Below are 14,442 nucleotides of genomic sequence, written 5' to 3'. Positions count from 1 at the left end.
AAGGTTGATATAATAATGGCTAATGTATTAAAAACGAGTAACTCAAAAGGTTCGTTATGTGTTTGGAGGGAAAGTGATTAGGGAAGCGACAAAAGACGATTGCGTAAAATTAGCGGTATTGTCTATTAAGGTATGGCTAGACACATATGCTAGAGAAGGTATCAAAACTGAATACGCTGAGTATGTCTTGTCCACTTTCACTGCAAGCTACTTCTTTGAAATATTGAATACGACTAAATATCGTGTGTTTGTAAGTGAAGAGCATGAGGTTCTGCAAGGCTATGTAAAGGTTAATCTTGAATCCCATTATCAAACACCTAGTAATGGCTTTGAAGTAGAAAAGCTTTATATAGATTATACTTTCAGAGGAAAAGGGTTAGGTCGAAAGCTATTGAATGAAGTTGAGAATCAGTTTGGTAATAAATACTGGCTTTACACTTGGGTTGAAAATGAATCAAATGGCTTTTATGAGCATCTGGGGTTGAATCGAATAGGGCTTCTAACCTTTGAGTTTGCAGGGGCTTTAATAGAAAATAACGTGTATCAGTCAGTCCACACATAAAGCATAAAGCAACGGGGTCAGGTCTTGCTTTTTGACCTATCAGCAATCAAGTGGGTCTCACAATACAAGACGTGATCCTTAAGCTCTTTTGTAGCATTTTCAGCAATTAATTTAAGCGTGGGCAGTTTACTTTGGCAGAACGCGCAAAAAGCTGCTTTGCGTGTGGCAACAAAAAATCCCCGCTAATTACTCAGCGAGGATTTGTATATAAAAGGCAGGCTTTCGCGCTTTTATTGTGTATACAACTCAATTAGCGACAGCAGGTATTAGTAGCCCAAATAGGTGTACCGTTAACATCGTAGATAACGAGGTTGCCATCATTTTGCATAATCAAGCTTGATAATACGCCGTTGCTGTTACTTTGCCAAACCACCGAGCCGTTAGCATTGAGCAGTGTCAGGTTACCACTGTTGATGCCAAAGATGCCTGTTGATAGGTGAGCTCTTATGGCATCAGAGCCATTTGTATTGGTTGCCCAAATAGGCTGGCCACCTGAGTAAATCACTAAATTGCCATCGCCTTGCATTGCTAGTATGTGACGGCCATCGTTTGACACCAACTGTTCACCCAGCTCTAAAAATTGACCTGCTTTTAGAACATCGCCATGTGTTACCGTTAGGTAGTTATCATGCCATGTGTGCGGATCTGTTGGCTCTGACCACTGTACGGCGTTGGCGCTGTTACTGCCTGCATAACTCCACTGGAAACCAAACTCAGAAGAATTAGGCAAACACAGATAGTTGTCATTCCAAGTGTGTGGGTCAGAAGGTTCTACAATTTGAGTACATTTCATATCAGCGATAGGACCTGCACTACTCCAGCGCATGCCAATGTCTTGCGAACTACAGAAGTAGTTGTCATGCCAGCCGTTAATATCTGCGGTTTCAACAATGTGAGTACAGTGCATAAATGGAATTGCGCCACTTGAGCTCCAGGTAAAGTTCACGTTATTGACACGAGCTACCCGTGAAGTCAGCGTATAGTTTAAGCCTATCACTGAGTCAATCAGACCGCTCCCAGGAAAGTCAGCATAGACAATACCAGCACGGCTAACATGACCGCCTGTAATTCTATCCATGGTTAGGGTATTTGTACCTTCAAATGCAATTGTACAGTCTTCGCCCATAATGAATGGATTAAACGCACATGCTACACGCGGAAAATCAGGGTAATCATTAGGAAAAACACCAATCGTTTTACCTGTTGAAAGCCTTGATGCGCCTGTTCCTGGGCTAGAGTGACCACTTGCTACAAAGTAAGGAAATGAGCCGCCAGAACCACTTAAAAAGTTAATGTATTTGCTGGCCATGGCACCGCTTGATGCACTACTAAGGTGGTACTTAACGGATTCCCATTTGCTATATAGGTCCCAGTTGGTGCTCAGGTGGTAGTTATCTTGTGTATTGAAGCTGTCCCATGGGATCCCTTTATCTGCACCGTCGTAGTCTTGTAAAATTACGATTTTACCGCGCATTTCGCCCATTGTTGGGTTGTCACTTTGTCCTTTGTATAAGAGGTGGTCAAACCGATCAAGGTCTTGATTTACGAAGTGTTCAAAGTAATGTTCTGTGCCTGTTTCATGCTTAATACGCATCAATACGGTTTCGCTGGGGTTGTTTGATAAAAAGTTGGCGGCGTCTTGTAGCACGCTGTCAAAACCAATTCCCTGCGGGGCTACGCCGTGGTAAACACATAATGAACTGGGAATTTCTATCAAACATGAGCCTAGGCGAATGTCCCAGGCACGAATGCCCGAATTAAGCTGTGTTGATAGCGACATCGTTTGCGTTTCAACAGCGTCACCACCAAATTTATAAGCACCTGAGTCGTGGGTGCCAGGTATAGATAACTGGCTCAGTAGCGCACCATTTTGTATGCTGGCCATCCAATTTGTATTGGTATAGCCAATGTGATCGTCGTGTGAGTAGCCTGGGTTATTGTGAGCAAACGCGGTTGCCATACTCAAGGCAGATAATGTTGTAGCAATCATAGAACGTTTTGCGATTACTTTAATTGTGCGAGATGTATGTGTTAGGTTCATGATCTGTTCCTTCTGTGTTGTTTAAATTTGTTTATTAGCTCGAAGCGTTTTGCTTGCCTCGTCCAATGCTTTACAAATTAGAATAATGAGTAGAGGAACACCTTACGGCTGGCTGGTCTTTTCTTACCTTTACCTTACCTGTTTTTATATTGTTTATTATCAAATAGTTAAATTAATGCAGGGTAAATAAAATTGCAATTTAGTGGCGTTGATAACGCACAGTGTAGTGTGATCGCAAAGCTAACATAAGGAACAAAACCATTAACCTAAAGTGCAACATAAAATTAAATTATTTATATTTTTTTTAATGATTTCGCATTAGGGGTACGCTAAGATAAAAAAATATAAGGCGTTTTAGTGAGTTGCAACAATTATAATGACAGGGCCAACATCTAAACAGCATAGTCCTTTTTACCTCAATAATACGTTGGTGATACCAGATAAGAATGTGCTGGAACGAGCTGGCCACTCAATCACGGTTCAACCAAAGCAAATGGATGTGTTGTGTTATTTTGCTGACCATGCGGGAGAGTTGGTAACCAGTGAAGCGTTGATCGAAAACTGTTGGCCAAATCAATATATCAGTGATAGCCCTTTGCACAAGTGTATCGCGTCATTAAGAAAAGCACTGGAAGACGACAAAGCCCACCCTAACTATATAAAAACATTGCCTAAAAAAGGTTACTTATTGGTAGCCAATGTTACTTGTGTTGATCACAGCGCACAGCAAAGCGGTGGTGCAATGAACGTGTCGAGTAGCCCAACTTCTGAGTGGCTCAGTGGTAACCCGTATCCTGGTCAGGGGGCTTATGAGTTGCACTTACAAGATGTTTTTATGGGCAGGCAGCGCTTTATTCGCCAATGTGTGACGCGCAGTTTAGAAGAACGATTACAGATTATTAGTACATTGCCTAGGCAAGGCAGCACATCTTTGCTGCAAGCTGGGTTATATCCTGCATTTAGAAAGTTGACCTTGCAGCAAAGTAACAATTTTAAGGCGGTGTTTTACTGCTGTGTTACTTGTGAGCCTGCGTTGGTATTTAATGAGATTGCGGCAACCTTGACGCAGCTTGGTAGCGCTGAAAGGCTGCTGATCTTGCTGGATGATATAGATAATTTACATCAGCAAGATGCGTCTGCCCAGATACTGGCACGGCTTAAAGAGTTTGCCTCTGTGGCTCGAGTTCATTGGGTTATCCCCTGTGCAACTTGGTCTGAATCGCAATCGCTTAAACAACTTCAAGCCCTTGGCCTGATTGACGACACCCAAGCATATGAGCAAGCGCTAACAGCCATGCCTGCATTTAATTACGCAGAGCTGTACCAGCTTATCAGCCGTCCTTTTGAATTGGCAGGCCATTCATTGCATGCTGCGGGGGCGATAGATGAGTTGATACTCGAAGATGTCACTACTCATGGCTATGCAATAGGTCTATTGCAGCGGTATTTGCAGCAGTTATTTATGAACCACAGCAACACTCCGTTAGGCGCACAAAGTTATCCGCGTTTTACGTTTGCGCGGTTTTTAAAGCAGTACACAACACAGGTAATGCAGCAACTGAGCGATGTTGACAAAGCCGAACTTACTGCGTTGTTTCCTAGCCTTGTGACTATCTCCAGTGAAGATCACCATCAGCGAGTCAGGCAAACGCTGGTTTTGGATGCCAATGCACAAGCGCTAACGATGAACAGTATTACTTTGTTGGTTGAAAGTGATTTACTGATGCCGGTGTCAAAGTATGTGCAAAACGGGACCGAAAAAGTTGCTTTTATGCTGTCTTGCGATTTGTTGCTGGATGAGTGGGAAATGCTATCGCTCTGGATCGAGCGTAATTTGCATGAGTTATTTTTAACACAAGATATTACCATCGCCTATAGCCGCTGGGAGGGGCAAAACCGCCATCGTGACTATTTGCTTAGTAATCCTAGTCAGTTGCAGAAAATAGCCAAGAGCAGCTTAATGAAAAGTAGCTCACTACTCATTAATCGTAATATAAGAGAGTATCTCGCTCTGAGCGTAAAAAAGTATCGAGCTGGTAATCGCTTAAAGCAATCTGTTGCAGCAGTATTGCTATTGGCTAGCAGTGCGTTGGTATTTTTTGGCATTAAAGTACAGCAACAAAATACACAGATCAGCGAGGCTAATCAGGCAGCAGAGAACCTTATTTCATTTATGCTCTCTGATCTTAAAGCGAAACTCGAACCCATCGGTAAGTTAGAGCTATTGTCTATGGTGGCTAATCAGGCGTTACAGTACTTTGCGGATCAGGGCAGCGAACAGCTTAGCCAAAACGCAGCCATTCAATTGGCCGATGCGTTTACGTTACTTGGTCAGGTTGCTTATCAAAAAAGGCAATTTGAGCAGGCACATAAATTGTTTCGCCAAGGTGCACAGGCATTGCGTACACAGCTGGACAAAGCCCCCAATGCAGAGCCGCTGCTAGAGCAGCAGATGCTGAATTACTTTTGGTTAGGACAGCTGCATTATCAACAAGAACAATACGACACTGCACAACAGGCTTTTCAAGGCTACTTACACAATGCTCAACATTTACTGGCGCTGCAGCCAGACAATCAACATTATCAATTGGAGCTGTCTTATGCATTTAATAACCTCGGCTCAGTGGCTTACAAACAAAATAATATTTTGGCAGCAGAGCAATATTTTAATCGCTCACTGGATTTAAAGTCTGACCTGTTAAAATATCAGCCGGGTAATAATGCGCTTATCTCAGACATTGCTGGCACCTATTCGTGGCAAGGTAATATTCAGGATAGAAAAGGCGCGATTGATAAAGCGTTACCCTATTACGAAAAAGCAGTAGAACTTAGAAAAGTTATTTATAACAAGGATACTGAAAATACACTCAGCATGATCCGACTGTTTGATGTGCTGCAGAAAAAGAGCGCAACGTTATTGAGTTTGGGCCAATATCAAAGAGTACTGGATGAATTTAACAACAGTCACATCTTAATCACTCAGCTGCAGGACCTTGATAGGGAAAACGTATCGCACAACGAAAAGTCGTTGATCAATACCCTGATCGAATTAATTGCCTTGCGACAAACCGATCAGGATGAGCAGGTAATGCTTAATCTGACGACACTGGACAATAGCGGGTTGAAACCGCCAAATTCTGAATTGTCGATATTAGCCCGTTCAACATTGAAAAAAATTGAACTGGAAAGAGCTTACTCGCTGGCTAACCGCTCGGTGCCAGTGGCACTTGCGTATCTCAAAAGTATTCAACTTGCCGTACCTGAAGGCACCGAGCCGAACCTTCTGACATTGTCAGAGTTTGTTGTTTTTACACGCTACCTTGAGCTGTTAGCTACACAGCACGAAACTTTTGACTCAATACACAAACAAAAAGCAGAACAATGGTTAACGCTATATCGGCCTTTGATAGAGGCGCATCAAAATGGTGAAGACCAATTCATAAAGTGGGAGATAGTAGGGCATTATTTATTGTTGCAAAGATTGCTCAATAAACCTCTTACCCCTGAATTACTTGACTCATTTAAGGCATCTGGCTACCGGCCAGATGAGTTTACATTGTTATTTTAATTAAAATAGAGGAACTGTTATGGAACTGATGCTAAGTGTTCAAAAAGCAAATGGAAATGGCAATACATGCAATGGCAAATACCAATATGCATACTATTTGTGTGAAAATGGCAAGAAGGTGCCAATGCCACAACAACTAGTTATGTACAGTGCGGGTGATATTTCCGTTACACTCGATGATGATACCGACAAAAATATTACCATTGTTGGTGCAACGCAATCGTTCGACAAAAATGATACAAACCAATTAACAATAGTGGCGTTTAAACCAAATCAAATCGTATTTAATGATAGTCATACCAAGAATGAAACCTTCTATTTTCGAGTTTGGTGTAAAGACGCTAATAATCCAACAGAGTCAATCCCCTGCGACCCACAAGTAGAGAACACAGCTGAGCCACCAGTGGTAGACATGTAACAACGCAAGGGTTAACTTTGGAAAGCCTACTTATTCTTAATTATCAAAAGCCCAGCACGTTGCTGAGCTTTTTTATTGCAGCGAATAATTTAAAAATAGGCGCGCACAATGGGGTTTTATACAGGGATAAGTAAACATCGCAAAATATCCATGGTTTTATCCCGTGAACAATGCGTTAAGAGATTGTAGAAGGTGCCCACTATTGAGTGAAAGCTATTGATACGCAATTAAATCTGTTAATTGGTGTGATGTAGGGCTAGTGGGTAAAACATTAACGCTAATTCACGCCAAATGCTGCTTTGTCTACGCTTTTAGTCCTTCAAACTCTAAGTTCAAAGAGCGAATAAGTTAAGTGGACAGGCATTCAGATACCACAGTTAAAAAGGGTGACTTTATAAACAATCCCATTTGTTAAAAGATGCTGTTTCTTATGCTTCGTTTACATTGAAGTTTTTGCGTGTAAAAATGGGAACATGTGATATGAGCCGTTTTGTCGGTATTTATTCCGGCATTTTGGGAGAGAATAAGCTGTTAGAGTTACTGAAAGATGGAAGTTAAATCGATAAATTTAAGATCATCAACTGCTGACTGTAAAGAGCAGCCTACGGTTGAATGGAGTAACTTTGATTTAAGCGTTCGGTTTAAAAATTGGATGAACGAAGATGTTCAACTTAATTTCTTCGACGTACCCCATTTTAAGTTTCTAAGTAGCGATGAAAGCACTGTTTCTAACTTAAGTGATGATCAAGTTTATGAAGTTCAAAGCTCAGATCTACTGGAAAATTTAATTCAGTGTGATGAAATAGCAGCAGAGGAAGGTTTTAAACATTGGTTTATAGGGTTTAATGAAATTGGTTCTTTTATTGAAGTAGTATTCAGAAGCTTTACTGAAAAGTAACCCTAACAAGAACCTAAACCAAAGGGCGCAAAACAGCTGGTTTGCGCTCCTTCGTCGTTAATTTTAGCCAACTATTTTACGCCTGTTAGGCAAGCGTTAGCATTCATGGAGAGATTTGATGTCGTGGACGTGCCAAAACTGCAACACTGTAATGGATGATGATTCATTTGAAATCTGTTGGAATTGTAGTTGTGGAAAAGGAGAGTTAAAACCAGAACGGGACTTTATTAAAAAAATTCCTGACTGTACTAGATGTGATGAAAGTTTAACTTTTCTTGGAACAAAAAATTTCCATGAAGGAACGCGTTGGGGCGCTCTTGGAGGGTTGGGAGAGCTACTTGTAAATAAAGAAAACTTAGATATGTATGCATGTAAATCTTGCGGTAAAGTTGAGTTTTTTATCGAAGGTTTCAATAAATGCTAACAAGCCAATAAATTGACGGGACTGTGTGTCTCTGGGCTGTCATTCCAATTTGCATGTTGGTATGCCTTGTCTACGCTTTTAGTTCTTCAAAATCAATTCAAATACTAAGTTCAAATGGTGAACGATGTGATTAGCAAGGAAGTGTTAAATCAGGTTAGTAGATACATTGCATTCTCATTGTAAATATATAAACAGACAGGCGTTCAAAGTTAAAGTCTCAAAAATTGAAAGCACTGCAATTTAACGAGGTGCAAAGGCGACATTTATAAAACTTGGTGGTAGGGTGAGACTCGAACTCACATCATATATGCAGTGCATACAACCCTTACCCGTTGGAAACACTACCACCGTTGATAATTATTACCCACACTCAAGATGATTACAATAAGATCAGAGAATGGGCATAACCACGTCTGGTGATGCAGCCCAAGCGAATTTTAGAGGTATTTTGCAAGGCTATGCAACTTCTAAAACTCTTTTACATGCTGTTCAATCGCTTCATTACAAGGGCTCTCTATAAAAGGAGTGGAAATGTCGTACTTAATATTTTTGCTTAATCTATGCTCAAAATTGCTTGGTCAAAGTAGTTCTTTTAGTGATTAGAAATGGTTACCAGTTGATTAAGAAACTTGAACACTTTAAACCAGTTTACCAAGTTGCAGGGCTCTTAATGGTGCAATAGTCGTATAGTTGAGATACTGGCGAGCCAACCTAAAAAAACATCTAAAAAGTCTTAAAAAACCCAAAAAACCTTCATAAAAAAGCTAACTTAACGCAATCGTTCTTACATCAAATACCGTTACCTTTGGCCTCCTTATTTTGCGATTTACTTGTTTTTAGTCAGCAAGTTAGTTCGTGAATGTGCAATTAAAACTAAAAAATTAAGTACGGGAGAGCAAAATGAGCCTGACTAAGTATATGGTGTTATGTACGTTGATGTTGGTAAGCATGCACAGCGCAGCTGACTCGCTTAAAGTAATGGCCTATAACATTATGCAATTAAGTGTGCAGGATTGGGATCAAGCTAATAGAGCTCAACGCTTACCTGCAGCGTTGATGTCGTTAAACGATAGCCCAGATGTTATTTTGGTGAGCGAAGTATTTAATAGCGAAGGTGAGCAGGCTTTGGCTGAACTTGCAGCCCAATACCCATATCAAACGCCCAACGTAGGGCAAGATTGTAGCGGCAGTGGCTGGGATGCTTTAACGGGGAAGTGCTCAAATAGCCCGTTTGTTATTCGTGGTGGGGTGGTTATCCTCTCTAAGTATCCCATTATTACTCAAAAGGCCCATGTGTTTAATCATAGTTTGCGTGGCAGCTGGGATTATATGGCTAACAAGGGCTTTGCGTATGTAGAGATTGAAAAAAATGCCCAGCGCTATCACTTAGTTGGCACCCATTTACAGGCAACCCATGATGGTAACACCGAGGAAGAGCACCGTGTGCGTATGGGGCAGTTAAGTGAAATTCAGGCTTTTATACATGCTCAAAACATTTCAACCAGTGAGCCTGTTATTATTGGCGGCGATATGAATGTTGAGTGGAGTAAGCAACATGAAGTCGCTGACATGCTACAAACAGCGCGTGGACAATTGAATTTTAAAACACCAGTCATAGGTTCATTTCCTGCAAACTATAACTGGTTTACCAGAGCCAACGCTTACTACTTTGAGTACAGCCTAGATTACAATGATACACTTGATTACGTATTTTGGCATCGCGACTACAAACAGCCAGCAAATAATCCAAGCATGGCCGTTCGATACCCTAAAGCAAACAGTAGTTGGTACTGGAGCTATTTAAAAGGAAGGTGGAACCTAAGCAATGGTCAATACTACCACAATGGTTATTACGATGAGTTATCAGATCATTACCCCGTGCAAGTTAATTTTGAGTTTAGATAGGCGTTGGTAATTAACCTCAGCTGCACATAAGAGAATTTGCCCAATAAAGCTATTTCACTCACTCTCTTTGTTATTTTCATTTGTAATAGCTCGCTATTACTTCACGAAAATGCCTTGATAGTGAGCGAAATATCGTCATTGGATATTGAAGGGGTTGCAATGTCTCTCTTGTGAGCTATCAAAACTATTATCCGCAGCTGAGGTTAATTAAGTAAAAAAGCATGCTATCTGATTAGTGTGCTTTGATAACGTTTGGGGGTTGAAGAGAGTAATGGGCTGGTTTTGCTTTACTGTGCGTTTAATTTTAAAGCAAAAAGTACAAGCCCTCTTCAACGCTGTAATTTGACCCCTCTTTTAAGCATTAGGGCAAGCGCAATCTTGCGTTTTATTTGTATGGCACAATCTATAATTACGTAGGTGCGCGATGACAACAAATGCTGAGCCTATCAGTGTTAATAGCTTTTCTCCAGCTTCACCAATATGATTTTCACCTAAACTAATCGCCAGAACTAACATCCCTAAGCCAAATGCTCCTGTTATTAATAGTCTGTAGTGTTTATGTTGCTTACAGCCAAGCGCGAGCGCAAAAATACTACTTGGGATAACGGCTGCAACCATCCAAACATGAAATAGCTCACTGTTAAGTGGTAGCCCTGCAAGAGTGGGTAGTAACGATAATAGTACCGGTAACATCAAACAGTGCATGACACACATCACCGATAGTCCAATAGAAAATTTGTCGGTCATACTTTGTGCGTTTTTCATTTAACGGTTCCTGTTGATTCTAGACTTGGGGCTTTAATTGATCATCGCGCTATTGAGCAGATGTGTTCTTATTTTGTTATAACATAACATAACGTGATTAAAGTTAACAAGAGAGCAAGTTGAACATATTAATACGCGTAATGCGGCAACCAGTGTTTAAACGAAATAATACGACCTTGAGGCCATCTCAATCTGGGGTAAAAAATCTATCGATTTTCTATCCATTGAAGAAATAGGAAATCAATAAGACCCCAGCAAGGTGTATCGCTAAGTTTATTGCAACTTTTAAATGATAAGAGGAATACATTTTGAAAAGGGTCTGTTTAAGTTATTTTGCTGTTGTCATACTTTGTTGTTCAAGTTTTGGCAGCTTTGCGAGTACCAATAAAGCATCAGTTATCATCAATAAGGTTATAGAGGCATATGGGGGTGAAAAACTAACCCATGCTAAGGCTATAAGCATTACTGATCATAACAAAGGGCCTTGGCCGGGCGAGAGCGAAAACCCAGGGGTTCCTGAGATCTGGCGGATCAACGAAGCTCTGACGATAGATTTTGTAAACAAGCGCAAGTCGTTATTGTCCTATCGAGTGCCTAGAACAACCATCGACTTAGAAAAATGGATTTTTGATGGTAAAAAAGGCATTAAATACGATATTTTGCATAAAAAATACTCATACGAAGAGTGGGTTTCTTATCACAACCTTGGTGGCTCGGTTGTTCGCTCCAGTGATACGATGCATGCCAAGTTCTTACATACAGATTTAAGTGAAGTAAGTTATACAGGTGATGAGTTTTATCGGGGTAAAGCGCATTACATCTTAACGGCGACACTCAACTCTGGCTTAAAATTCAGTTATTTTATTGAACAAAACAGCGCCTTAATAAATAAAGCAGTGCGCCATCACCCAAGTGCTGACCTCATTTATGTGTTCTCAAACCACACACAAACTGATGGCGTTACCTACGCGCGTGATATGAACTTTTTTGTTAATGGTGAACTACGTTTAACTTCGGTTTTTCGAGATTTAGAGCTTAACCCTAGTATCACAGAAGCATTTAAGCCGTTGGCAGATTTTAAACCTTGGGGAGACACGTTTGATGATACCGAATTTAGCACAAGGCAATTAGCTGAGCATATTTACCAAATAGGCAAAGATAGGGCGCAAACAGTATTTATTGAACAAGCAAATCATTATATTGCAATGGGTGATGCCAATGAGCTGCCAGCCAATTTTGACGCTTTAAAAAAGTTAACTAATAGCGATAAGCCACTGCGCTATTTTGTTGTTACGCACCATCATCGGGGTAATTTGAACGGGCTTGATAATGCGATTGCGCTAGGGGCTAAGTTAGTAGTTACTCATGCTCATAAAAAGGTGATTGAAAACGCTCTTTCGCAGCCGAACTCAAAAGATAACTTTTTGATTATTAATGATAGAAAAGCATTCTCATTAGGCGAATTAGAGCTGTTTGATATTGCGACCGCACACTCTTTGCATTACCTTTTAGTGTTCTCGCCTAAACATAAAATGGTCATAGCGCAGGAGCACTACGAAACGAACTTAGTGAGTGGCAAACCTCGTATCTACAAAGATATGGTCATTTTTGGCAATGCTCTTGATGCGCTGAATATTGAAGTAGAGCAGCTAATTGATACACGCAGTTGGCGAACTATTTCGATGGATGACTTTAGCCAGTGGGTTAAAGACTTTGAAGAAAAAGTGTGCCCTGCAGGTTATGATATTTGCGCCAACGGTTAAAAAGGCGCTATTCCCAGAGCCAGAAAATACTTTTTCTGGCTCATTAATTAAAGCTCAGTGGAGCAGTTTGACCATGTACAAGTGTAAGTTGCTCTTTTAGCCAATCTGCTTTGGTATTTACCTCTAAATATGCGAGATATTCGGCCCGTTTTTTTGGAGCGTCGTTAGACAGCTGATATAACAGTAATGCCGATTCGATGGCGGTTCTGGAGTCATAATCAATTTTTGCTTGCTGGTAGGCGCTTTCAAGCAATTGGATTGCGTTTGCATTATGTCCTTGTGCTAATTGTATTTTCGCTTTTAAAAATTGTCGCTTGGGCGTCGCTGCTTTATTCAAAAGCACGCCATGGGCTGATTTAAAACGTTGTTGTTCAATATAATGACTGACCAACAACGCGATTGCTTCATCATGCACCCAAAAATTATCCATGGTTCTCGGTAGTTCAAGGATTTTGTCCAAGTAAGCAACGTAATTATCGTTTGCTCCTACGCCCTCTGAAGTCGTGCTATTTTGCGTGTTTGCTAATTGAGAGAACAACGCATGATGATAGTAAACAAGGGCGTAATTTGATTCATCTAGCTTATGTTTTAGCAACAAGGCCTGCGCCTCACTCAAGTGATGATACTTGGTTTCATGATCAGATACTTTTTGCGCGAGTATTGAGTTTAATATATGCATTTTGAACTTTATCAATGGTAGGTTCGCGTTTGCACGTTCAAAATAGCTGAACCCTTTTTTTAGCGTTTCATACATACTTGCATGATCTGTTTCACTATATGCTAACCAAGCTTTTGTTTTTATGTATTTAAAGTGTAAAGGCCCCAAAGGACTTAGCGCTAGCACGTCAGACATAGCCGCTAAGCTATTATGAGCTTGTATGTGTTGGCCGCGCATTTTGTAAATCATTCCCATTTTCCAATGTGCAACGGCTCTATAAGGGCTAGATGCTTTAATTGAGGGCAGGGCAACTAGTTGCTGTAAGTAACTCATTGCTACATCGTTTTGCTGCATATGCTCATATTTTTGAGCCGCGAGAAGTAATAAGTCGGGGTCGTCAGGATACAGCTTTAGCAACGCACGAACGTGATTGTGTGTCCATGAGTCAGAGTTAGCGTCAAATAACCCCATTTTTAGTAGTTGCTCAAAGCGCATCGACACCGCACTGGTAAGCTGGTTTACGGAGTCGGCTTGTACATAGCCTTGCCAGTGCATGTGCGATGCAAAGAGGCCATACTGAAAAACAGCGCTTTGCTCAGAGAAGTAGGTAGTCCCCCCAACCAGCCAATCATCGGTTGCGATACCCGATTGTGCATAGATGTGTTTTGGTGAAGCGAATGCTTGATAAGGTGATAGCTGTTTGTTCAGCTCATAAAGGTTAAAAGAGGGCGAATGAGAAATAGCTTGCATTATCAGCGGTACAGACGTCGAATGCCCTTCCGGTACGTCTGATGTTAGTAGGTGTAAGTCTATCTTTGTTAAGCTTTTATTTGTCTTTAACAGCATGTATGTAAAAACGATGGCTAACAAAACAATACACACTGCAATGGCGCTTTTTAGTTTGACTTTGTTTTGGGAAGGGGCTGGTTCAGTTACCACAATAGCATCATCAGCTTGGCTTTTTGGCGGTGCATCTGTCGTTTTAAGTTCCCACTTATAGCCTTTTTTTGAGAACGTTTTTATTGCCTTGCTACCAAAAATACTTCTTAACTGACTGATAGTTTGAAAAATAACTTGTTCAGATACGACTTGATCACCCCAAACGGCGTTTAACAGGTCATCTTTGCTATGTATCGTTTCTTGATCACCAAGGAAGCACTCCAACATGGCCGCTTGATTTCGCTTGAGCGGAATTAACTCATCGTCTTTGTATAGTTGTTGCTTTTCAACATCATACCGAAAGTGTTCAAAATAAAGATACATCGCAAGCTCAAGATATTATTTATCAGCAAATTATATAGGTAACGCGGTATTGTTTCACCACTTGCGAGGCTTTGTAGTAGAAAATCGATATATTGGTAGCGGGTTTAATGAGTGGCACCCGATATGCGCTATCGGCTTGATTTATAAACTTAAGTAATCTTACTTCGAGTAACTTGC

General features: G+C 40.8%; 10 protein-coding genes. 7 read left to right on the top strand and 3 right to left on the bottom strand.

Annotation, left to right across the window (positions count from 1 at the left end):
* The first annotated feature begins 73 nt into the window (after positions 1-73).
* Positions 74-562: a GNAT family N-acetyltransferase gene (locus GDK41_RS11435; protein WP_152086537.1), complete on the top strand. Its 489-nt coding sequence runs from the start codon at positions 74-76 to the stop codon at positions 560-562.
* A 250-nt stretch (positions 563-812) separates the two neighbouring features.
* Here the strand turns inward: GDK41_RS11435 and GDK41_RS20230 are convergent, their stop codons facing one another.
* Entirely contained in the window at positions 813-2,603 is a 1,791-nt protein-coding gene (locus GDK41_RS20230) for a phosphatidylinositol-specific phospholipase C domain-containing protein (RefSeq protein ID WP_197739485.1), read from the bottom strand.
* Between the two features lie 376 nt (positions 2,604-2,979).
* On the opposite strand from GDK41_RS20230, the gene GDK41_RS11425 reads away from it, so the two are divergent.
* From GDK41_RS11425 to GDK41_RS11405, 5 genes are all read left to right on the top strand, one after another.
* A complete protein-coding gene (locus GDK41_RS11425) occupies positions 2,980-6,171 on the top strand; it encodes an nSTAND1 domain-containing NTPase (protein ID WP_152086536.1) in 3,192 nt (1,063 codons plus the stop codon).
* A 19-nt stretch (positions 6,172-6,190) separates the two neighbouring features.
* Complete coding sequence (locus tag GDK41_RS11420; RefSeq protein WP_152086535.1) at positions 6,191-6,589, top strand: hypothetical protein; 399 nt, start codon at positions 6,191-6,193, stop codon at positions 6,587-6,589.
* A gap of 547 nt (positions 6,590-7,136) precedes the next feature.
* Positions 7,137-7,487: a hypothetical protein gene (locus GDK41_RS11415; RefSeq protein ID WP_152086534.1), complete on the top strand. Its 351-nt coding sequence runs from the start codon at positions 7,137-7,139 to the stop codon at positions 7,485-7,487.
* Positions 7,488-7,638: 151 nt separating this feature from the next.
* The gene (locus GDK41_RS11410) at positions 7,639-7,911 is read left to right on the top strand and encodes a hypothetical protein (RefSeq protein ID WP_232056454.1); all 273 of its coding nucleotides are present in this window, start codon (positions 7,639-7,641) and stop codon (positions 7,909-7,911) included.
* Positions 7,912-8,811: 900 nt separating this feature from the next.
* A complete protein-coding gene (locus GDK41_RS11405; RefSeq protein ID WP_152086532.1) occupies positions 8,812-9,816 on the top strand; it encodes a sphingomyelin phosphodiesterase in 1,005 nt (334 codons plus the stop codon).
* Positions 9,817-10,170: 354 nt separating this feature from the next.
* Here GDK41_RS11405 and GDK41_RS11400 read toward each other — a convergent pair whose 3' ends face one another.
* The gene (locus GDK41_RS11400) at positions 10,171-10,581 is read right to left on the bottom strand and encodes a MerC domain-containing protein (RefSeq protein WP_152086531.1); all 411 of its coding nucleotides are present in this window, start codon (positions 10,579-10,581) and stop codon (positions 10,171-10,173) included.
* A gap of 308 nt (positions 10,582-10,889) precedes the next feature.
* Between GDK41_RS11400 and GDK41_RS11395 the strand changes: the two genes are divergently transcribed.
* A complete protein-coding gene (locus tag GDK41_RS11395) occupies positions 10,890-12,344 on the top strand; it encodes a hypothetical protein (RefSeq protein WP_152086530.1) in 1,455 nt (484 codons plus the stop codon).
* Between the two features lie 43 nt (positions 12,345-12,387).
* Here the strand turns inward: GDK41_RS11395 and GDK41_RS11390 are convergent, their stop codons facing one another.
* Positions 12,388-14,265: a winged helix-turn-helix domain-containing protein gene (locus tag GDK41_RS11390; RefSeq protein WP_152086529.1), complete on the bottom strand. Its 1,878-nt coding sequence runs from the start codon at positions 14,263-14,265 to the stop codon at positions 12,388-12,390.
* Between the last annotated feature and the right edge of the window lie 177 nt (positions 14,266-14,442).

Source organism: Pseudoalteromonas sp. A25, assembly GCF_009176705.1.
Classification (GTDB): Bacteria; Pseudomonadota; Gammaproteobacteria; order Enterobacterales; family Alteromonadaceae; genus Pseudoalteromonas.
This window is presented reverse-complemented; position numbering and strand designations above follow the sequence as displayed.

Coding starts and splice junctions, on each gene's coding strand:
- GDK41_RS11415 (WP_152086534.1), top strand. CDS start 7,137: ATGGAAGTTAAATCGATAAATTTAAGATCATCAACTGCTGACTGTAAA.
- GDK41_RS20230 (WP_197739485.1), bottom strand. CDS start 2,603: ATGAACCTAACACATACATCTCGCACAATTAAAGTAATCGCAAAACGT.
- GDK41_RS11420 (WP_152086535.1), top strand. CDS start 6,191: ATGGAACTGATGCTAAGTGTTCAAAAAGCAAATGGAAATGGCAATACA.
- GDK41_RS11410 (WP_232056454.1), top strand. CDS start 7,639: ATGGATGATGATTCATTTGAAATCTGTTGGAATTGTAGTTGTGGAAAA.
- GDK41_RS11400 (WP_152086531.1), bottom strand. CDS start 10,581: ATGAAAAACGCACAAAGTATGACCGACAAATTTTCTATTGGACTATCG.
- GDK41_RS11405 (WP_152086532.1), top strand. CDS start 8,812: ATGAGCCTGACTAAGTATATGGTGTTATGTACGTTGATGTTGGTAAGC.
- GDK41_RS11390 (WP_152086529.1), bottom strand. CDS start 14,265: ATGTATCTTTATTTTGAACACTTTCGGTATGATGTTGAAAAGCAACAA.
- GDK41_RS11425 (WP_152086536.1), top strand. CDS start 2,980: ATGACAGGGCCAACATCTAAACAGCATAGTCCTTTTTACCTCAATAAT.